A 21,760-nucleotide genomic window follows, 5' to 3' on the forward strand; every position below is an offset into this window, starting at 1 on the left:
CTTATAAGATGAACTGACTTAAGTCACGATCATCTGCTACTTTTCCGACGCGGTCCATGACATATTGTGGTGTGATGGTGACGTCTGTCTCTGGCATCTCTGCCGCTTCAAACGATAATTCTTCTAATACACGTTCCATGATGGTATATAAACGGCGAGCACCGATATTATCTGTTTCATCATTTACTTGTGCCGCAATCCGTGCAATTTGACGAATCGCGTCTTCGGTAAACGTGACATGGACTTGCTCCGCTCCAAGCAAAGCCTTGTATTGTTTCAGCAATGCTTGATTAGGCTCCGTCAAAATTTTAACAAAGTCATCTTCGGTCAGACTGTCGAGTTCCACCCGGATCGGAAAACGTCCTTGCAGCTCCGGAATCAAATCGGATGGTTTTGCCATATGGAAAGCCCCGGCTGCAATGAATAACATATGATCCGTCTTCACAGGACCATACTTCGTCACGACAGTCGATCCTTCGACGATTGGTAAGATATCACGCTGCACGCCTTCACGTGATACACCAGCACTATCTTGCCCCTTCGTTGCAATCTTGTCGATTTCATCGACGAAGATAATTCCCATCTGTTCAGCACGACGAACAGCTTCATCGTGGACTTCATTTAAATCGAGTAATCGTTCCGCTTCTTCTGCTGTCAAAATCGGACGTGCCTCTTTGACACTCAGCTGACGTTTCTTTGTTTTTTTCGGCATGACTTGTCCGAGCATATCCTGCAGATTCGCAAGACCTTCCATACCTTGTTGTCCGGAGAACAAATCCATTTGGCGTTCTTCAATGTCCACATCAATCATGCGGTCTTCTAGTTGACCTTGAAACAATTGTTGACGAATGACGGATCGATCGGCTGTATCGCTGGCAGTTTCCTGCTCGGGCGGTTTTTGAGTTCCACCGAACAGCATCTCAAACGGATTTCCTCCGCCAAGACCAGTCGAAGCTTTTTTACCGACAAGGGCATCGACGATTCGTTCATTCGCAACCGCTTCAGCACGCTCTTTCAAAGCTTCCTTTTTCTCGTCTTTGACAAGCCGTAGTGAAGCTTCGACTAAATCACGGACCATTGATTCAACGTCACGTCCGACATAACCGACTTCCGTGAATTTCGTAGCTTCGATTTTAACGAACGGTGCACGGACCAGTTTAGCAAGTCGACGGGCAATTTCCGTTTTCCCGACTCCTGTCGGTCCGATCATCAAGATGTTTTTCGGTGTCACTTCATCACGCAGACTCGGATCGAGCAACTGACGGCGGTAACGATTTCGGAGTGCAATCGCGACGGCTCGTTTCGCGTCCGCTTGACCAATAACATGTTCATTTAGTTTTTCCACGATTTGTCTCGGTGTAAATTCATGCATCTGCACTTCCCCCAATCGTTTCTAAAATGATTTGATCATTCGTGAATACACATAACTCCCCTGCTGTTTCAAGAGCAGCGCGGGCGATTTCCTCGGCCGTCATGTGTGCAGCGTGCCGAGCCAGTGCCCGACCCGCGGCAAGCGCATAGTTTCCGCCTGAACCGATGGCCAAAATCCCGTCATCGGGTTCGATGACTTCTCCGTTACCTGAAACAAGAAGTAAATGTGTTCCATCCATGACAAGTAACAAAGCTTCCAGCTGGCGTAACATTTTATCGCCCCGCCATTCCTTTGCTAATTCCACGGCAGCTCGTTGCAGGTTCCCGTTGTACATCTCAAGTTTTGCTTCAAACTTTTCGAATAATGTAAAAGCATCGGCTACACTTCCTGCAAACCCTGCAATCACTTTTCCACCATAGAGACGTCGGACTTTTTTTGCACTTTTCTTCATGATGACTTGATTACCAAAAGTCACTTGTCCATCCCCGCTCATTGCAGATTGACCGTTATGTTGAATCGCAAAAATCGTCGTTGCATGAAACATGCTATTTCCTCCCTTAGGCACGCGGATGCGCTTGCTGATAAACATGTCGTAGCCGCTCCGTCGTGACGTGTGTATATTGCCCTGTCGTCGATAATGAAGCATGCCCAAGCAATTCTTGCACCGCTCGTAAATCTGCTCCACGTTCCAGTAAATCGGTCGCGAAACTATGTCGTAAAGCATGTGGTGTCACATGTTTCGATAAAAAGGGATCTGCCTTTTTTAAGATTTTCCGAATCCCGTCCGTTGTCAAACGGCGACCTGAACGAGAAAGAAAAACGGCTTGTGCTTCATCCTCGGCCGGTTGTCGTTTCATCAAATACTCGGATAAGGCTTTTCTCGCAAATGATCCGATTGGTGTAATCCGTTCTTTTCGTCCTTTTCCGTATACATGCACATATTCCAAGTCCGGATCTAAATCTTTTACGTTCAATCCGGCTAATTCGCTGACACGCATTCCTGACGCATACAGCAACTCAATCAATGCCACATTCCGTACCCCTAATGAATCCGACGTTCGGAAAACTTCTAAAAATCGTTCGTATTCTGATGGTACTAAAAACGTCGGTAGCGTTTGGACACGTTTGGGTGCCTTCAATCCCTCAAAAGGATTGACGTCATTCGTATCCCGCGTCACAAAACGTCCGAACTGTTTCAAACAAGATACTTTTTGAGCGATCGTTGATTTAGATGCTTTTTGATCATAAAGAGCAAACAAATAACGCCGTGCAGTTGCCAATTCAATCGATCTCAGCTGATGATCGAGGCAAAAAGCGGCGTATTGTCGAAGTGTTTGATCATAAGAGCGGCCCGTATTTGGAGATAATTGACGCTCGATGTGTACATACCGTAAAAACGATTTTCGCAGTACGTCAAACTCTGAGTCTACTCCCATTGATGAGCCCCCTTCTAACCATTTCATACTCGAATCGCCCTTAGCATAGCACACCGTAAGTAGTCTGACAATAGACCAAAAACCGGAAAAATAACAAAATTATCACGCTTTTATGACAAATTAAGAAATGGGAGAAAAGAACGCTGAATTGCGCCTTCTCCCCCATCTTACTTACATATCGGTAAAGTCTTTGATTGCTTCCAATGCCCGCTCGGCAAGAAGCGCATATTTTTCTGGTTTCTTCATTCGACCGGTTTGGTTGGCAAGTCCCGGTACAAGTCCGAAGTTTGCATTCATCGGCTGGAAGTTCTTTCCTTCCGTCGTCGTGATGTAATGCGCCATCGCACCCATCATCGTTTCCTTCGGGAAGGCGATCGGCTCCGCTTCATTAACTAAACGAGCCGCATTGATACCTGCCGTCAAACCGGAAGCAGCTGATTCGACGTATCCTTCGACACCTGTCATCTGACCGGCAAAGAATAGATCCGGACGTGTTCGTGTCTGATACGTCGGTTGCAACAAGTTCGGTGAATTGACAAACGTATTCCGGTGCATGACACCATAACGAACGATTTCAGCATTTTCAAGACCTGGAATCAAACGGATGATCCGTTTTTGTTCGCCCCACTTCAGATGCGTTTGGAATCCGACGAGGTTAAACAATGTCCCGGCTGAGTTATCCTGACGAAGTTGAACGACGGCATACGGACGTTCACCCGTTTTCGGATCTTCAAGACCAACCGGCTTCATCGGTCCGAATAAAAGTGTCTTCGGTCCGCGTGACGCTAATACTTCAAATGGCATGCATCCTTCGAAGTAGATTTCCTTCTCGAATTCTTTTAACGGAACGACTTCCGCTTGAATCAACTCATTGTGGAAATGCATAAACTCTTCTTCTGTCATCGGACAGTTCAAGTAAGCTGCTTCCCCTTTATCATAACGTGACTTTAAATATACTTTATCGCGGTCAATCGTATCGCCGTCAAGAATCGGTGCGGCAGCATCAAAGAAGTACAGGTAATCTTCTCCGGTGAACTGCTTAAGGGATTCGGATAAGGAGGCACTTGTTAAAGGACCTGTCGCGACGATGGTCGGACCATCCGGAATCGCTTCAAGTTCCTCATGATGAACCGTGACGTTCGGATGATTTTTTAACGTTTCCGTCACGTATCCGGCAAAGTCATGTCGATCGACAGCAAGCGCACCACCTGCCGGCACACTCGCAAGATCGGCAGCCTTGAGGATAAGTGAGTCGAGTTGTCGCATTTCTTCTTTTAATACACCGACTGCATTTGTCAGTTGATTAGCTCGAAGTGAGTTCGAGCAGACGAGTTCTGCAAATTGATCGGTATGGTGAGCAGGTGTCTGCTTGACTGGTCGCATTTCATATAAATCTACTTGTACACCACGTTTCGCAAGTTGCCATGCTGCTTCAGAACCTGCGAGACCGGCGCCGATTACGGTTACCCGTTTCATCGGTCATTCCTCCTCTTGCTCCTGATCGATGCGTGTTTCATGATGTCCGCAAGACGTACATTCTACTTTCACACCGTTCTTGATTTTCTTTTGTACCATCATACTGCTACAAACCGGACATGGTTCTTCGACCGGTTTATCCCATGAGACGAATTCACATTCCGGATAATTCGAACAGCCGTAGAATAAGCGTCCTTTTTTACTCCGGCGTTCCACGATCTCACCTGTTCCACACGTCGGACATTTAACACCAATCTCAACTTGAATCGGCTTCGTGTTCCGACATTCCGGGAAGTTTGAGCACGCCATGAATTTTCCATAACGGCCCATCTTGATGACCATCGCGTGTCCGCAGACTTCACAATCTTCTCCGGCCGGTTCGTCTTTAATTTCGATTTTTTCGATTTCGGCTTCTGCACGTGTCAGACGCTTTTCGAACGATTTATAAATCGGATCGACGACTTCCGTCCACTGCATGTCCCCTTTTTCGATTGCATCGAGCAACGCTTCCATATCCGCCGTAAATTGAACGGTGATGAATTCTTGGAAATAATCACTGATCATATCGATGACCAGTTCCCCGAGTTCGGTCGGCAGGAATTTTTTCTCTTCGAGCGTCACGTAACCACGTTTTTGGATCGTATCGAGTGTCGGCGCATACGTCGACGGACGACCAATCCCAAGTTCTTCCATCGCCCGGACGAGGCGTGCCTCGGTATACCGCGGTGGTGGTTGCGTAAAGTGTTGTTTCGGCTCAATCATTTCCTGCTCCAAGACTTCACCGTCTTCAAGCGGCGGCAACAAACCGTCCTTGACGTCCGTTACCGTCTCATCGTCTGTATCTTCAATATAGACTTTCATGAATCCGGCAAATTTGACCGTCGAACCGTTTGCCCGGAACATGACATCATTTGAGACCAAGTCGACTTTGACTGTATCGAGAACAGCCGGAGCCATTTGACTCGCAACGAACCGTTCCCAAATCAATTTGTATAACCGGAACTGATCGCGGGATAAATACGATTTGACAAGTTGCGGGTCACGCATCGTCGATGTCGGACGAACAGCTTCGTGGGCATCTTGCGAATTCGCTGCTTTTTTCTCTTTCCGTTTTTCGACAGCGATGTATTCTTTCCCGTATGCATTTTCGATGAACCCCTGCGCTTCGATGTTGGCGGTTTCGGATGTCCGGGTTGAATCGGTCCGCATGTACGTAATCAAACCGACCGTTCCTTCTTTGCCGAGCTCGATTCCTTCATATAATTGCTGGGCAATCATCATCGTCTTCTTCGCACGGAAGTTCAGCTTGCGGGCTGCTTCTTGTTGGAGCGAACTCGTCGTAAACGGCAAGGCTGGATTCCGGCGACGCTCTTTTTTCGTGACGGAGTCGACCGTGAAGGACTCTGAAAGTTTTGCCAATACTTCATTGACTTCCTCTTCTGAGTGCAATTCACGTTTCTTCCCGTCAATCCCGTAGAAGTTGGCTTCGAGCTTTTCACCATTGGCATCAAGCTCTAGTTTGATCGTCCAATATTCTTCTGGTAAAAAGGCATTGATTTCTTGCTCGCGGTCAATGATCATCTTCACGGCAACCGATTGAACACGTCCTGCTGACAAGCCCTTTTTAATTTTCTTCCAGAGTAACGGACTCATGCTGTAACCGACGAGACGGTCCAAGATACGCCGTGCCTGTTGTGCATCGACAAGATCGTAGTTGATCTTGCGGGGTCTCTTGAACGAATCTTTGATGGCGTCTTTCGTGATTTCATTAAAGACGACCCGGCATTCTGTCGATTCATCGACACCGAGGGCTTTCGCTAAATGCCAAGCGATTGCTTCCCCTTCGCGGTCCGGGTCGGCTGCGAGATAGATTTTTTGTGCTTTTTTAGCGGCCGTTTTTAATTCTTTTAAAACCGGACCTTTACCACGAATCGTAATATACTTTGGTTCATAATCATGTTCTACGTCAACACCCATTTGACTTTTCGGTAAGTCGATGACATGTCCCATCGAAGCTTTCACGGTATAGTTTGAACCGAGATAACGTTTGATGGTTTTTGCCTTTGCAGGTGATTCGACAATTACTAAATATTTTGCCATTACAATCGCTCCCTATTAGAGGCGTACTCGTATTTTAATCTCACTTATCATAGTAGTCTCGATTCCTATTTGTCAACGTTCATCAAGATACTTTTTGAAACTTCTTCCGGATTCAAGAGCGGAATCGCCCCTTCCGCAATCAGTTGATTTGTCCCTTGAAAGTGTTTTTCTGTTGGACAACCAGGGATACAATACACGTCTTTTCCCTGTTCCAGCGCGTGACCTGCCGTGTTCATCGTTCCGCTTTTCCGGGTTGCCTCAACGATAATCAATCCTGACGCCAGTCCCGAGATGATCCGGTTTCGTTCCAAAAACTGATATTTCTTGACTGGGGTTGAAGCGGGATACTCAGATAAAAGCAGTCCGGCTTGTTGAATGCGCTGGAACAGTCGTGAATGCCGGACGGGGTACAAGTAATCAAACCCGCTCGCTAACACAGCAATCGTCGCTTGATGATGTTTAAGGGAAAGACGATGTACAAGAGAATCAATGCCAAGGGCGCCACCTGACACCGTGACGAATGGAGACTCAAAAAAGGGACGTAAGAAAGATAAACGTTTTGAGTGAGAAGGAGAAGGTTGACGACTTCCGATGATACTGATCATCGGCTGTTGTAATAGGGAAGGATCACCGCTGAAGAAAAGACCATAAACGGGCTGAGGAATCTGAAGTAACGACATCGGAAAACACGGGTCTCCGGGGACAAGAAGGTTCATTGGGACTTGATCCAATTGTAAGGCTTGCTGATAACGGTTTTTGATGGATCTTGACACGGGTAAATCCTCTACCGGTAAAAGACCGTACTGCTCGATCAAGACAACGATTGAATACGGAACCCGGCAAGTCGCAAAACGTGCATACAGTTCTCTGTCCATTCATTACGCTCCTTTTATATAGAAGAAAGCCGTCCTGATTAAATCAGGACAGCTGACATCTTGTTTAGTTCACAGTTGAACCTGTGACACATTCATCGTAAATACCGGCTTCTTTGATGACACGAATCAACGTCTCACCGATGATAGCTGGCGTTTCTGCTACTTCGATACCATTGGCACGAAGTGTTTTGATTTTTTCTGCAGCAGTTCCTTTACCGCCTGAAATGATTGCACCGGCATGACCCATCCGTTTGCCTTCAGGTGCTGTTTGTCCACCGATGAATCCGATGACCGGCTTCGTCATGTTGGCTTTGACCCACTCAGCCGCTTCTTCTTCTGCCGTTCCACCGATTTCACCCAGCATGATGACGGCTTTTGTTTCCGGATCTTCATTAAACGCTTTAAGCGTATCAATGAAATCTGTTCCGTTGACCGGATCGCCACCGATTCCTACTGCTGTTGATTGACCAATTCCTGCTGTCGTCAATTGATGAACTGCTTCGTACGTCAATGTTCCAGAACGTGAAACGATTCCAACGTGACCTGGAGTATGAATGTATCCTGGCATGATCCCAAGTTTCGCAACGCCTGGCGTAATCACACCCGGACAGTTTGGTCCGATCAGACGGACTGGTTTTCCGTCTAGATAACGTTTTACTTTAACCATATCAAGAACCGGAATTCCTTCCGTGATACAAATGATCAAAGCGATGTTTGCATCCGCTGCTTCCATGATGGCATCCGCTGCAAATGCAGGCGGTACATAGATGATTGAAGCATTGGCAGCTGTCTTTTCGACTGCCTGAGCTACTGTATCGAAGACCGGTACTCCTAATACTTCCGTTCCACCTTTACCTGGTGTCACGCCACCGACGAGGTTCGTTCCGTAATCAATCATCTGTTCGCCGTGGAACATCCCTTGATTCCCTGTAATTCCTTGAATGATGACTTTTGTTGATTCATTTACCCAAATACTCATCCTTAGCTCCCCCTTACTTCACGAGCGCAGCAATTTTTTCTGCGCCGTCTGCCATTGATGTAGCTGCTGTAATCGCTAGACCTGAATCTTTGAGAATTTGTTTCCCGGCATCGACATTTGTTCCTTCGAGACGGACGACGAGTGGCAATTCTAAGCCCACTTCTTTTGTTGCGGCAACGATACCTTCTGCAATGACGTCACACTTCATAATTCCACCAAAGATGTTAACGAAAATCCCTTTGACGTTCTCATCCGATAAAATCAATTTAAAGGCTTCTGTTACTTTTTCTTTTGTCGCACCGCCACCGACATCAAGGAAGTTTGCTGGATCGCCGCTGAAATGCTTGATGATATCCATCGTCGCCATCGCGAGACCTGCACCGTTGACGAGACATCCGATGTTTCCGTCGAGTGCGATATAGTTTAAGTCATTTTTAGAAGCTTCCACTTCACGTGGATCCTCTTCTGACTCGTCACGGAGTGCAACGACATCCGCATGACGGTATAACGCGTTTGAATCAAAGTTGAGTTTTGCATCAAGTGCCAAGACATCACCGTCTTTTGTTGTGACGAGTGGATTGATTTCAGCAATCGAGCAGTCTTTATCGACGAAGAATGTATACAATTTCGTGACCATACCGACGAATTTATTGACAAGTTTAACCGGAACACCCATTGCAAACGCCAATTTACGCGCTTGGAAGGCTTGTAAACCAACTGCCGGATCAACCACTTCTTTGATGATTTTTTCCGGAGTTGCTTCTGCGACTTCCTCAATATCCATTCCGCCTTCACTTGAACCCATGATGACGACACGTCCCGTTACACGGTCAAGGACAATCCCGAGATAGTATTCCTTGTCAATCGCGCAACCTTCCTCAACAAGAAGACGTTGGATGACTTTACCTTCTGGACCTGTTTGATGCGTGACGAGTGTTTTGCCGAGTAACTCTGTCGCGAATGCTTTCACTTCTTCTTGCGATTTTGCCAATTTAACACCACCGGCTTTACCGCGACCCCCTGCGTGAATCTGTGCTTTTACGACTTTGATCGGACCTGACAATTGTTCTGCTGCATCGACTGCTTCTTCAACTGTAAATGCTGCAATTCCGTTCGGAACAGGTACACCGTACGAACGAAGTAACTCTTTTGCCTGATATTCATGTACATTCATGAAAAAATCCCCCTTAACCCCTTTAGTTTCGGCTCTTTCATTGTAGTTAAAATTGGAAGCGCTGTCTATCGTTATCGACCGAAAGCATTTATTTCTTCGAAATTCCTGTTTGATCGAGTTGATATAAAAAGGCGAATAACTCGGCAATGACCCCATATAATTCATTTGGAATTTGCTCTGAGACTTGGACGGCGTCGAGCAATGTGACCAACGTCTCGTCTTGCCGTATCGGAATACCGTGTTGGAGAGCTTCTTCGAGAATTCGCTCCGCCACCCGTTCTGATCCTTTCGCGACGACCTTAGGAGCCTGCATCTGTTCTTCATATGATAAGGCGATGGCTTTTTTCATATCTGATAATCCACCCTTCCGTTTCGATCCGTCGGTTGGAACGATATCCGTTCTTTTTCCGCTTCTATTTGTTCGAAGCGGATCAAATCATATCCCTGCTCGTACAAACGTTGTTCGATGGTCGGCTGATAGTGGGACATAAAAGCGGCAATCCGGTCATCCGGATGAAAAACGGAAATCGCGATTTTTCGATCCGTGATTAATAAATCCAATGCAATTTCGCCGACTTTCGGCAGTTTTAAGTAAAAAGCAATTCGTGCGTGATCCGGATTAAATTCTTTTTGATCAAAGGGTGCCTCCATCGTGACGTCGACTTCTTCGAAAGGACCAAATTGCGGTAATTGAAACAAAAATATACCGCGTCCGGTTTCATTCGTTGCTTGAATGACCTGTTGGGCCAGCACCTGATCACTCGTCTTCCGGTCGAGCTGCCCCTCTGTTGTACCATCCGCACTCCGAGCGAGTTGAACCAACTCGATGATGGCTTGTTTGAAGGCTGTTCCGGATCCCTCCATCACTTTTTGACCCAGCTGTTGCAACACCTCTCGTGTCGTTTGCGGGACGGATTCCGCTGAAAGTGGAGCAATCCGATCAAATGTCGGAAGCACCGGTAATTTCGGAGAACTGGTTTCCTGTGAAACAATTTTTAAAACGGGCTGTCCATCTGTACTCGTGACCAGAAACCGGTAGGTCGCTCCTTCTTTTAGCTCGGCTGTCGTTCCCGCCGTCAAGACACGTTGTCCGACTTGCAGTTCCATCAGACCGTCCGGAAGCAGTTTCAATACTTTACCGATGACGTTTGCCCCTTCACGCAACGGTTGGTTAGCCGAATCAATAATTTTAAAGGGCAATAAGGCACGATGCTCAATCTGCACGATAGCTCACCTCCTAAAGTCGGTCGAGGACCGGTTTAAATGTCTTCCGGTGAATCGGCGTCACACCTACACGGTCGAGTGCCTGTAAGTGTTGTGCCGTCCCGTATCCGGCATGTTGGTCAAAGCCATATTCCGGGTAGATCATGGCGTATTGTTCCATCATCGTATCCCGTGTTTCTTTCGCGACGACACTTGCTGCTGCAATCGAGATGCTCCGGGCATCCCCTTTGATCAAGGATTCCTGTGGGAGATCGACATCAAGCGTCATCGCGTCCACTAACAGGGCATCCGGCGTCAATTGAGCGACAGCCTGCTGCATAGCCTGTTTAGAGGCCTGGTAAATGTTGATCCGGTCAATTTCTTCCGGTTCGACGATACCGATTGCGACTTCTGCGACTTCCTGAATATGCTCATATGCAGCAAGTCGTTGTTTTTTCGACATCTGTTTTGAATCTGTCAGCCCGGGATGATAAAAATCCACTGGTAAAATAACAGCTGCTGCGACGACCGGACCCGCAAGCGGTCCCCGACCGACCTCATCCACTCCAGCAATACGCTGGTGACCTTGCGCGCGGTACTGGTCTTCAAAACACGATCGTTCTTGAAACTGAAGTCGTTGTTGCTCTTCGTTTAACAACCGGCGTTCTGCTTGTTTCAGGGCAGCGACGACTCCTTTTCGGGTATCTTGTGCGAATTCGATTTTTACTTGTTCAAATTCTCCCTGTGAGACGATTGCTAATCGTGCTTTGATTTCAGTAATGTTCATGATTTGACTCCTTTTCGAAAAAAGCTTGGATTTCTCATCTCGAGAAGTCCAAGCCTGTCTTATTCTGTAACAGTCGCCCACTCTTCGACGGTCTCGAGCGTAACCCGACCAATTTTCTCCGTTCGGAGCTCGTGAAGTAACATTTCACTTGTCCGCTCAAAGTCGACATAGCCGCCGGTTACGAAACCACGGTTTTTTCCGATGGCTTCTAATACATCAACAGCTTCTCCCGTGATTTCCTTGAGACGATAACGCAGTTTTAATTGTTCCGGATAACGAGTCATCAACTCACGGATTGCAAACAAGGCAATATCATCAATATTCAGGATATCATCCTTAATGGCGCCCGTTGCCGCTAACCGGTAGCCGACAAGCTGGTCATCAAACTTCGGCCAGAGAATTCCCGGTGTATCAAGCAGTTCCATCTCACCCGTCTTCATTTTGATCCATTGTTGACGTTTCGTCACACCTGGACGGTCGCCTGTAATCGCGATGTTCCGTCCAGCCAACCGATTGATCAACGTTGATTTCCCGACGTTCGGAATTCCGATGATCAAAGCTCGAATCGCACTTGGATTCCGCCCTTTATCCCGCATCCGGTCATGTTTGTCTTTCATCAGGCGTAAGGCACCTTCATGAATCTGTCCTAACCCTTTGTTATGCTTCGCATCGACTGCGATGACGTCGACACCATCCTTCCGCAGTGCCTGCATCCACTTTTCGGTCAGACGGGCATCAGCCATGTCTGATTTATTCAGGACGATCAGTCGCGGTTTTCCTGCTGTGATTTGTTCGACCATCGGATTACGGCTCGACATCGGTAACCGCGCATCCACCAATTCGATGACGACATCAATCAACTTTAATTTTTCCGTGACTTCACGGCGTGCTTTCGCCATGTGTCCCGGGAACCATTGTATTGTCATTTCTTCCACCTCAAGTTTTCATAGTGCTTGGACTGCTAATAATGAACGATTTATACATCGTGTCTCGTGTGACCGATCCACTGCCTGTTCGAGAGAAACGATCCATTCTCTAGTATACGCAACTTTTCGCCAGAAAAGAACCCTGTGCCGGTCCGAACAAAAAAACGGAGTCCACATGCAGTGAACTCCGTTTCTTAATTACTTGCTGAAATCATCAATTGACCGATCGAACATCATTAAACGGATAAAAAACGAAGTTCGTCGTACCGACGATTTGGTCTTCGTCTACAAAACCGATGTCCCGGCTGTCTTTCGAGTTTTGACGATTATCTCCCATTACAAATACTTTTCCTTTGGGAACGGTCGTTTGTGCTGTTTTTTCTTCCAATGTAAAGTCTTCTGTTAACGGAACACCGTTCATCTGCGCCTTAAACTCGTTCAAATAAGGTTCCTCGACTTTTTTATCGTTGACGTATAACGTATCATCTTTGTAGTACATCGTATCACCTGGAACAGCAATCACACGTTTGATGTAATCCCGTGTTTCCGTTGCATGGAAGACGACGATGTCTCCCCGTTCCGGTTCATTGAAATAATAAGGAACCTTATTGACAATCATTCGGTCCGAATTGTGTAACGTCGGCATCATCGATTCGCCGTCTACAATGACCGGAACGAATAAAAACGTTCGGATGATGAACGCAATTACGAGCGCCACGACCAGCGCCTTGATCCAACTAAATAACTCCTTCACGCGTTCCACTCCTTCAACTCAATCTCTTGCCTAAACCTAGTATACGCATAAACGGTAAAAAAAAGAAGCTTGTCCGGAGACAAGCCACTTTTTCACATGATTAACGACGAATTTCTTTAATACGAGCCGCTTTACCGCGAAGGTTACGGAGGTAGTAAAGTTTCGCACGACGGACTTTACCGTAACGAACGACTTCGATTTGCGCAACACGTGGTGAGTGAAGCGGGAATGCACGCTCAACGCCAACTCCGTAAGAAATCTTACGAACTGTAAACGTTTCGCTGATGCCGCCACCGTGACGTTTGATGACTACGCCTTCGAAAAGCTGGATCCGCTCACGCGTACCCTCGACGACTTTAACGTGGACGCGGACTGTATCACCAGGACGGAATGCAGGGACGTCTGACTTGATTTGTTCTTGTGTAATTTCACGGAACAATTGTTGTGTGTTCATGAATGATTTCTCCTTTTTTCACCAATGTTCGTATCTTCATTTGCCCTTGGCATCCAACAGCGGAACATCGTTAATAGGTGGCTTTTGCCACATGTTTTAACTTATCACAGTTTCAGTCGTTTGACAATCCTGAAATTGATTGCAAGTAACGACGGTCAGCCTCGGACAAATCGGCCTGTTCAAGTAAATCCGGTCGCCGTTCAAGCGTACGTTTCAATGCCTGTTCACGTCGCCATGTTTCGATCCGGGCATGATTGCCGGACAATAAGACATCCGGAACCACTAAACCCCGAAAGTCAGCCGGACGCGTATAATGCGGATACTCGAGCAATCCGGTCGAAAACGAGTCGTCTTCATGACTGGCTGATTTCCCAAGGACATCCGGTAACAGGCGTACGGTGGCGTCAATCATCGTCATCGCGGCAAGTTCCCCGCCCGTCAAAACAAAGTCACCGAGCGACACTTCGTCCGTCACGAGCTCATCATGGATCCGTTGGTCAAAGCCTTCGTAATGACCGCACAAAAAGACGAGCTCCGTTTCGGTTGACCATTCTTCCGCAAGACGCTGATCAAATCGCCGCCCCGTCGGTGTCAGAGCAATGATTCGCCGGTTGGCTTCTGGCAATGCCGCAATCGCGTCAAACACCGGTTGGGGAGTCAATAACATTCCGGCTCCTCCACCGTATGGAGAATCATCGACGCGCCCATGACGATTCGTCGAATAGTCCCGGAAATTGACATAGTTGAGTTCAATCCGCTTCTCCTCTTGCGCACGGGCGACAATTGAGTGATTGAGCGCCGTGAACATTTCCGGAAATAGCGTCAGGACCGTGATGTTCATCCTTCGATCAAACCCGGTAACGGTGTGATTTGAATCCGTTTTGCTTCGACGTCGATTGAGGCGACGACTTGTTCGATATAGGGAATCAGAACATCTTTTTTACCAGGACGTTTGATTGTCCAAACGTCATTCGCTCCCGTTTCTAAAATATCAGAGACGACACCGATTTCGTTCTCACCGTCGAAGACCGTACAGCCGATGATTTCATGATAATAAAATTCATGTTCTCCGAGCTCCTGTAAGGCTTCCGGCTGAACATACAACTTCGAGCCTTTATATTTCTCGACATCATTGATGTGTTGCATTCCTTTGAACGTCACCATAATGAACTGTTTGTGTTTCCGGTAACTGCTGATCGTAAACGGTGTGTATGTTCCGTTTGATTCTAAAAATACATCATTGCCGACTTTAAAGCGCTGTTCCGGAAAATCTGTGCTTGCCAGTAGTTTCAATTCGCCTTTCAAGCCGTGCGTGTTGGCGATTTTTGCGACTTCCAACCATTCCATCTGTTCCACTTCCTTATTCACAAGTCTTGTTTCCCGTTATTATTTTGCCATACAAAAAGGAGGTAAGCTTTCGCTCACCTCCAATCGTCTTACTTCGCGAGTTTCGCGTTGTGGAATTTCTCCATGATACCAGCTTTTGAGAAGAGGTTACGAACTGTGTCTGAAGGTTTAGCACCTTCAGCGAGCCATTTAAGAGCAAGCTCTTCGTTAAGTTTTACTTCTGCTTCTGGTTTAGCAACCGGGTTGTAGTATCCGATTTGCTCGATGAAACGGCCATCACGTGGTGCACGTGAGTCTGCTACTACCACACGGTAGAAAGGTGATTTGTTTGCGCCCATGCGCTTAAGACGAATTTTAACTGCCATTCGTAAGTCCCTCCAGATAATAAATAATTTTTTGGTTTAGTCAAATTGACAACTTCACTAGTATACAACGTTCCAGCAAAAGTGAAAAGACTTTTAGAAGAATGGGAGGCCAAAGCCGCCTTTCTTTTTCCCTTTGCCCATTTGGCCGGAGAATTGTTTCATCATCTTCCGCATGTCTTCAAATTGCTTGATCAATCGGTTCACTTCTTGAATGCTACGACCACTGCCGCGCGCAATCCGTTTCCGACGACTCGCATTGAGAATTTCCGGTTCAGTCCGCTCTCGTTTTGTCATCGATTGAATAATCGCTTCGACATAAACAAGTTGCTTCTCATCGATTTGGGCATTTTTCAGACCCTTCATCTTTCCTTTACCGGCACCCGGAATCATTCCTAACAACTCATCCAAAGGACCCATCTGTTTCACTTGCTGTAACTGCTCGATGAAATCGTCAAACGTGAACGATGCATCGCGCATTTTGCCTTCGAGCTCTTTGGCGCGTGTCGCGTCCATTTGAGACTCCGCTTTTTCAATCAGCGTCAGCATATCTCCCATGCCGAGAATCCGTGACGCCATCCGCTCCGGATAGAATGGCTCGATTGCGTCCAGCTTCTCTCCAAGACCGACGAACTTAATCGGTGCTCCGGTGACTGCCTTGATGGAGAGTGCTGCTCCGCCTCGAGTATCCCCGTCGAGCTTCGTCAAGATGACACCTGTCACACCGAGCTTTTCATTAAAGCTTTCGGCGACATTGACGGCATCCTGACCCGTCATCGAATCGACGACAAGGAAGATTTCATTCGGTTTGGCGATTTCTTTCACATCAACCAGTTCCTGCATGAGGTCCTCGTCGATATGTAAGCGTCCCGCCGTATCGATCAACACGATATCGTGGTGATGCTCTTTTGCATAGTCGAGGGCATTAGTGACAATCTCTTGTGGACTGACCTGATCTCCCATTGAGAAAACAGGCAGTTCGAGTTGTTTTCCTAATGTCTCGAGCTGTTTGATCGCAGCCGGTCGGTAAATATCCGCTGCAACGAGCAGTGGACTGCGATTTTGTTTCTTCCGTAAATGATTCGCAAGTTTTCCAACTGTCGTCGTCTTACCTGCCCCTTGCAAACCGGTCATCATGATGACGGTTGGCGGACGGTTCGATAACGTCAATGGAGAAACTTCTGACCCCATCAGTTTCGTCAATTCGTCATGGACGATTTTGACGACTTGCTGACCTGGCGTGAGAGACGTCATGACATCTTGCCCGACTGCACGTTCTTTCACATCATTTACGAATTGTTTGACGACTTTGAAGTTGACGTCAGCTTCTAATAACGCAAGGCGAACCTCACGCATCATTTCTTTTACGTCCGCTTCAGAAATCTTACCTTTACCCCGCATTTTAGCGAGACTGGCTTGAAGCCGTTCCGATAATCCTTCGAATGCCATGAAATTGCCCCCTACTCTAATTGCTCGAGTGCCATAATGGTCACGTGAGCTTCGCTCGGAAGGTCTAGTTGCTTCAACTGATCAAGAAGTATCTTTCGCTGTTCATACTTTGCGAACAAACTCAGTCGTTCTTCATATTGTTCAAGCATCGCTTCCGTACGTTTTATGTTGTCGTAGACTGCTTGTCGGCTGACTTCAAACTCATCGGCGATTTCACCTAACGAAAAGTCATCTAAGTAATAGAGTGACATATAATTCCGTTGTTTCGGCGTCAAAAGCTCCTGATAAAAGTCAATCAGATAATTCATCCGGTTCGTCTTATCAAGTGTCATTCGAACACCTCCGCGGTTGTTAAGTGAAATTCCTTTACAGATAGTATAGTACAGCCCTCACAGTGTGTTGTCAAGTTTTTTTCTTTACAAGGAAATCGTGGTCAGTCCTCTTCTCGGACTTCTTCGACCGTTTCTTTTTCTTCAAAGACATCTCCAAATAATCCATATACGAATTGTTCAGCATCGAACGGTTGTAAGTCATCAATTTTTTCACCGAGACCAACGAATTTCACCGGCAAATCCAACTCGTTCTTAATCGCAAGGACGATTCCGCCTTTCGCTGTTCCGTCGAGCTTCGTCAAAACGATCCCGCTGACATCCGTCGCTTGTTTAAAGGCTTTTGCTTGAACCATCGCATTTTGACCGGTCGTCGCGTCAAGCGCAAGCAATACTTCATGCGGCGCCCCCGGAATTTCCCGTTCGATGACACGTTTTACTTTTTCGAGTTCATTCATTAAATTGACTTTGTTTTGCAGTCGACCGGCAGTATCGCAAATCAGGACGTCGACTTTTCGTGCTTTAGCGGCTTGAACCGCATCATAGATGACTGCCGCCGGGTCCGACCCTTCACCTTGACGAATGACAGGCACACCGGAACGTTCACCCCAGACTTGTAGTTGATCGATGGCACCGGCCCGGAACGTATCTCCGGCTGCGAGCATGACCGTTTTGCCTTCGTTTTTCAGACGGTTCGCCAGTTTACCGATCGTCGTTGTTTTCCCGACGCCGTTGACACCGACAAATAAGATGACATTGAGTTCGTGACTGAGATCCAGTTCCGACTCTTCCTCTTCCACCAACATGCTCGCGACGACTTCGACCAGTACGTCACGCACTTCTTTTGTATCCTTGACGTTTTTACGTTTGACTTCAACTTTTAACTTTTCAACAAGATCCATCGTTGTCGTGACACCGACATCGGCCTGAATCAATACTTCTTCCAACTCTTCGAAAAAATCTTCGTCGACTTCACGGAAACGGTAGACGAGATCGTTGACGGCATTCGCCAACCCGTCCCGTGTTTTCGTCAAGCCTTCTGTAAACTTCGACGTCACTTCTTGCGTGGATGTCGTCAGACGATCTTTTAATTTTTTAAAGAAACTCATTTTTTTATCCCCTTTGGTTCTACTTCTTCACTGAGTGTCCGTCTCGCTTCTTCCAGTTTAACGGATAATACTTCAGAAATACCGTTTTGTTGCATCGTAACGCCATACAGGACATCGGCAGACTCCATCGTTCCCTTTCGGTGGGTAATGATGATGAACTGTGTCTCGCGTGCCAGTTGATGGACGAACTCTCCAAATCGGGCGACGTTCGCCTCATCGAGGGCCGCTTCGACCTCATCGAGAACACAGAATGGGACCGGTCGTGTTTTTAAGATGGCGAATAGCAGTGCAATCGCAGTCAAGGCACGTTCCCCACCGGACAATAGGGACAGATTTTGTAACTTTTTGCCGGGTGGTTTGGCTACGATATCGATACCGCTTGTCAAGAGGTCGGTTGGATCCACTAAAATCAAGTCGGCTTCCCCGCCGCCAAACAGTTCACGGAAGGTTTCCCGGAAATGTTCCCGAACGGCGGTGTATGTCTGTTTGAACAATCGGACGACTTCCCGGTCCATTTCTTCAATGACAGCATACAAATCAGTTTTCGCATTGACTAAATCGTCACGCTGCGTCGCCAAGAACGTAAAGCGTTGATCGACTTCAGCAAATTCATCGATGGCACCGAGATTGACAATCCCGATTTCCTCGAGTTGCCGTTTCAAGAGATGTAATTCTTCCTTGGCTTCCTCGAATGAAGTGGTCAATGGTTGGATCAAGTCCGCGACCAGCCCCATATCTTCCAGTATTTCATGACGTGTCTCAAGACGTGTGCTGAGTCGTCCCTGGGCGAGTCGGGCTTGATCGAGACGTTGCGTCGTCCCCTGACGTGCTTCCGTCAATTTCGCTTCCTGAATCCGTAACAGACGCAAATCTTCTGCTGCCTGCCGGATTTTTTTTGTCACAAGCGTCAATTCATGTTCGACTGAAGTTTGTTCTTGTTGCATCTGCATTTTTTCAACGTGCAGCGCATCAATCTTCGCTTCATCGAATCCTTCCAGAATATGCTTCAAATCACGCCTTTTATGGCTTCTTTCTAATTTCGCATGACTCAGTGTCTCCCGGAGACGCATGACTTCACGGTCGATTTGATCGCGTGTCATACTGACCGTCCGTTCCTCAAGCAATGCTTCAGCTTGTTGTTGTTTCAATTCCTCGACTGCAACAGCCCCGCGTGACTGCGCTTCTTTCAGTTGATCGAGAGCCTGGCGCAGTTTCACTTGGCGTTTCGTCAACTGTTCCATGTCCTGCTCTGATGTTGCAATGATTGCTTTTGCTTCGGTCGCTTCTTCAGCAAGACGATTCAGCTGACCATCGTGAACCGATAATTCCGAGGCGGTGACGGCAAGACTGCGCTTCGCCTCTGTAAAGGCTTCACGGACACTTTCCAATTGCGCCTGGACCAGTTGAATGTTGCGGACATTTTCTTCAAGTGAACCGGCAAGTTGTGCGTTAGCCGTTCTCATTTCATCACGGCGTCGCTCTTGTTCCCGAATAACATCCTGACCTTGTTTTAATCCTGTCTGCAACTCTTCCAGTTCACGCGACTGGCTGAAGAGAGGTGTTCCTTTTTTCCGGCTGCCTCCCGTCATCGATCCCCCGACGTTGACGACATCGCCTTCGAGCGTCACGATCCGGTAACGGTGTCCTGTCGAACGGGCAATCGTATTCGCTTGTTCAAGCGATTCAACGACCAAAGTCGTCCCCAGCAGATTCTCTTTCAGTTTTGTGAAGTCTTCTCGTGTCGTGACCAGATTGCTCGCAACGCCGAGGTAGCCGGACATGCCGGATAGACTTTCTTGCACGGAAGCACTCAGTTCACGACGCTGAATGGACGCGAGCGGCATGAATGTCGCCCGACCGGCATTCAATCGACGTAGTTCTTGAATCAGTTTCCGGCCTGTGACATCTGTATCGACGACGACATTTTGCATCGCTCCGCCCAAAGCAGTTTCGATTGCCGCCTCAAAACGGGCAGGAACGGTAATCAGTTCCGCAACAGCGCCATGGATCCCTGCAATCCGGTCACGTTGTTTCAAAACGGTTTTGACGGCTCCGAAATAGCCACTGTAGTCCGCTTTGACCGATTCCAAAAACTCGATCCGGTCTTCCGTCTTATCGCGACGCCGGTGGAGATCGATGATGGATTGCTCCATTTGCCGCAACGTCTCTTGTTGCTGACGGTGCTGGTCTTGTTGTGCGTGTTCTTCTTGACGCAACGTTTCTAAACGGTTCCGCAACTCTTCCGCCTGTTGCCCCAGACGGATCGTTTCGGCTTCATACGTCGAGCGGTCCGTTTGTTTTGACCCGACATTTTCAGAAAAGCTGATTTGCTGTTCTTCTGCATGAAGAAGATCTTGTTTGGCACGGTGGTAAGCATTCGTTGCCGCCGCCAGACGGCTGGCCACTTCAAAGGCTTCCGAACGTAATTGTTCGGCTTCTTTTTCAAAATCCCGATCGGAGTAAGACAAGGCAGCATCGGCTTGTTCCCGTTGCGCAACAGTATCGAGGTACAATTGCTGTGTCTGTTGCTGTTGTTTCAGCACCGCCTGTTCCTCTTGCTCGATTTGCGCTACGCGTTGTTCGGCAACTGCTACTTCCCGTTCCAGACGCGCCTTCATTTCCGCCCCGTGTTTTTCCCGCTCTTTCGCCAGGTTCAAAGCCCCTTCGATTTCAACGAGTTTATTCGAGACAAGCCGTAAACGATCCTGCATCTCCGTCTCAAGTCGCCGTGTCTCTTCTAGCGACGTTTCTTGCGTTTCCCGTGTTGCAATCGTATCTTGCAACCGGTCTTGTTCCATCAATAACTGAGCTTGGCACGATTCGATTTCCGTCGACACGTCAGCAAGCTGTGTCTTATATTGTTGAATTTCGGTTACAATGATGCCCCGTTCCAAGAAGTCGTACCGTTCCCGTGCAACTAAAAATTCTTTTGCCAGTGATGCTTGTTCCCGTAATGGCTCAATTCGTCCACCCAGTTCAAATAAGATGTCGTCGACCCGTGACAAATTTGTTTCTGTATCCGTTAACTTTCGTTCGGCTTGTTTTTTACGGTTCCGGTATTTTAAGACGCCTGCTGCCTCTTCGATGACCGCGCGTCGTTCTTCCGGCTTTCCGGAAATCACTTGTTCGACCCGTCCTTGACCGATGATGGCGAACGCGTCACGCGACAATCCGGTATCCATGAATAAATCCAGAACATCTTTTAATCGGCATGGTTTTTTATTTAAAAAATAATCACTGTCGCCGTTCCGGCTGACACGCCGCGTTACATTGATTTCTTGATACGGCAAGGCAACAGTCCCCGACTCATTGTCGAGCACGAGCGTGACTTCCGCAAATTGTTTCCGGTGTTCCGTGATACTTCCGGCAAAGATGACATCTTCCATTTTCCCACCGCGTAATGATTTAGCTGATTGCTCACCGAGCACCCAGCGCACAGCATCCGATATATTGGACTTCCCACTGCCGTTTGGTCCGACGACGGCTGTGACTCCCGGAAGGAAGTCGAGCTCCGTCCGACTGGCAAATGACTTGAAGCCATTGATTTCAATTCGTTTTAAGTACATCTTGACCACCCATATGTTTAAATTTCTTTTTGATTTTCTTTTAGTTTACCATAGCCGAAAGG

At 47.5% G+C, this 21,760-nt stretch carries 21 protein-coding genes; all 21 read right to left on the reverse strand.

Annotated elements, in window-relative coordinates; all coding sequences use genetic code 11:
• Position 1: 1 nt before the first annotated feature.
• Positions 2 to 1,372 (reverse strand): ATP-dependent protease ATPase subunit HslU, encoded by a 1,371-nt coding sequence (gene hslU, locus HNY42_RS11210; protein WP_131502592.1) that lies wholly within the window; start codon positions 1,370 to 1,372, stop codon positions 2 to 4.
• Positions 1,365 to 1,961, reverse strand: coding sequence for an ATP-dependent protease subunit HslV (hslV, locus tag HNY42_RS11215; RefSeq protein WP_369835017.1), 597 nt, complete (start codon positions 1,959 to 1,961; stop codon positions 1,365 to 1,367). Before hslV ends, hslU begins: the two co-directional genes overlap by 8 nt.
• Positions 1,930 to 2,808, reverse strand: a complete 879-nt coding sequence (locus HNY42_RS11220; RefSeq protein WP_131502593.1) for a tyrosine-type recombinase/integrase — start codon at positions 2,806 to 2,808, stop codon at positions 1,930 to 1,932. Before HNY42_RS11220 ends, hslV begins: the two co-directional genes overlap by 32 nt.
• Positions 2,809 to 2,979: 171 nt before the next feature.
• Positions 2,980 to 4,284: an FADH(2)-oxidizing methylenetetrahydrofolate--tRNA-(uracil(54)-C(5))-methyltransferase TrmFO gene (gene trmFO / locus HNY42_RS11225; protein ID WP_131972510.1), complete on the reverse strand. Its 1,305-nt coding sequence runs from the start codon at positions 4,282 to 4,284 to the stop codon at positions 2,980 to 2,982.
• Between the two features lie 3 nt (positions 4,285 to 4,287).
• Positions 4,288 to 6,384, reverse strand: coding sequence for a type I DNA topoisomerase (topA, locus tag HNY42_RS11230; RefSeq protein ID WP_131502595.1), 2,097 nt, complete (start codon positions 6,382 to 6,384; stop codon positions 4,288 to 4,290).
• Positions 6,385 to 6,449: 65 nt separating this feature from the next.
• Positions 6,450 to 7,259, reverse strand: coding sequence for a DNA-processing protein DprA (dprA, locus tag HNY42_RS11235; protein WP_188004508.1), 810 nt, complete (start codon positions 7,257 to 7,259; stop codon positions 6,450 to 6,452).
• Positions 7,260 to 7,323: 64 nt separating this feature from the next.
• A complete protein-coding gene (gene sucD / locus HNY42_RS11240) occupies positions 7,324 to 8,238 on the reverse strand; it encodes a succinate--CoA ligase subunit alpha (protein ID WP_114595489.1) in 915 nt (304 codons plus the stop codon).
• Positions 8,239 to 8,251: 13 nt separating this feature from the next.
• Complete coding sequence (gene sucC / locus HNY42_RS11245; protein ID WP_188004509.1) at positions 8,252 to 9,412, reverse strand: ADP-forming succinate--CoA ligase subunit beta; 1,161 nt, start codon at positions 9,410 to 9,412, stop codon at positions 8,252 to 8,254.
• 88 nt (positions 9,413 to 9,500) lie between these two features.
• On the reverse strand, positions 9,501 to 9,761 hold the full coding sequence (locus HNY42_RS11250; protein WP_026827994.1) for an EscU/YscU/HrcU family type III secretion system export apparatus switch protein: 261 nt from the start codon (positions 9,759 to 9,761) through the stop codon (positions 9,501 to 9,503).
• The gene (locus tag HNY42_RS11255; RefSeq protein ID WP_131502597.1) at positions 9,758 to 10,636 is read right to left on the reverse strand and encodes a hypothetical protein; all 879 of its coding nucleotides are present in this window, start codon (positions 10,634 to 10,636) and stop codon (positions 9,758 to 9,760) included. The genes HNY42_RS11250 and HNY42_RS11255 overlap by 4 nt, the downstream gene beginning before the upstream one ends.
• A gap of 13 nt (positions 10,637 to 10,649) precedes the next feature.
• On the reverse strand, positions 10,650 to 11,402 hold the full coding sequence (locus tag HNY42_RS11260; protein ID WP_131502598.1) for a ribonuclease HII: 753 nt from the start codon (positions 11,400 to 11,402) through the stop codon (positions 10,650 to 10,652).
• Positions 11,403 to 11,461: 59 nt separating this feature from the next.
• Positions 11,462 to 12,328 (reverse strand): ribosome biogenesis GTPase YlqF, encoded by an 867-nt coding sequence (gene ylqF, locus HNY42_RS11265; RefSeq protein ID WP_114595485.1) that lies wholly within the window; start codon positions 12,326 to 12,328, stop codon positions 11,462 to 11,464.
• Between the two features lie 214 nt (positions 12,329 to 12,542).
• A complete protein-coding gene (gene lepB, locus HNY42_RS11270; RefSeq protein WP_131502599.1) occupies positions 12,543 to 13,082 on the reverse strand; it encodes a signal peptidase I in 540 nt (179 codons plus the stop codon).
• A gap of 100 nt (positions 13,083 to 13,182) precedes the next feature.
• Positions 13,183 to 13,536: a 50S ribosomal protein L19 gene (rplS, locus tag HNY42_RS11275; protein ID WP_012370767.1), complete on the reverse strand. Its 354-nt coding sequence runs from the start codon at positions 13,534 to 13,536 to the stop codon at positions 13,183 to 13,185.
• Between the two features lie 112 nt (positions 13,537 to 13,648).
• A complete protein-coding gene (gene trmD / locus HNY42_RS11280; protein WP_131972507.1) occupies positions 13,649 to 14,377 on the reverse strand; it encodes a tRNA (guanosine(37)-N1)-methyltransferase TrmD in 729 nt (242 codons plus the stop codon).
• Positions 14,374 to 14,883 (reverse strand): ribosome maturation factor RimM, encoded by a 510-nt coding sequence (gene rimM / locus HNY42_RS11285; protein ID WP_026827988.1) that lies wholly within the window; start codon positions 14,881 to 14,883, stop codon positions 14,374 to 14,376. Before rimM ends, trmD begins: the two co-directional genes overlap by 4 nt.
• Positions 14,884 to 14,972: 89 nt before the next feature.
• Positions 14,973 to 15,248, reverse strand: coding sequence for a 30S ribosomal protein S16 (rpsP, locus tag HNY42_RS11290; RefSeq protein ID WP_012370770.1), 276 nt, complete (start codon positions 15,246 to 15,248; stop codon positions 14,973 to 14,975).
• A 93-nt stretch (positions 15,249 to 15,341) separates the two neighbouring features.
• Positions 15,342 to 16,694: a signal recognition particle protein gene (gene ffh, locus HNY42_RS11295; RefSeq protein WP_026827987.1), complete on the reverse strand. Its 1,353-nt coding sequence runs from the start codon at positions 16,692 to 16,694 to the stop codon at positions 15,342 to 15,344.
• An 11-nt stretch (positions 16,695 to 16,705) separates the two neighbouring features.
• Positions 16,706 to 17,026 (reverse strand): putative DNA-binding protein, encoded by a 321-nt coding sequence (locus HNY42_RS11300; protein WP_131502600.1) that lies wholly within the window; start codon positions 17,024 to 17,026, stop codon positions 16,706 to 16,708.
• Positions 17,027 to 17,127: 101 nt separating this feature from the next.
• A complete protein-coding gene (gene ftsY / locus HNY42_RS11305; RefSeq protein WP_114595480.1) occupies positions 17,128 to 18,132 on the reverse strand; it encodes a signal recognition particle-docking protein FtsY in 1,005 nt (334 codons plus the stop codon).
• Positions 18,129 to 21,698 (reverse strand): chromosome segregation protein SMC, encoded by a 3,570-nt coding sequence (smc, locus tag HNY42_RS11310; RefSeq protein WP_188004510.1) that lies wholly within the window; start codon positions 21,696 to 21,698, stop codon positions 18,129 to 18,131. The genes ftsY and smc overlap by 4 nt, the downstream gene beginning before the upstream one ends.
• Positions 21,699 to 21,760: the final 62 nt, after the last annotated feature.

Source organism: Exiguobacterium sp. Helios, assembly GCF_014524545.1.
In the GTDB taxonomy this organism is placed as follows: Bacteria; Bacillota; Bacilli; order Exiguobacteriales; family Exiguobacteriaceae; genus Exiguobacterium_A.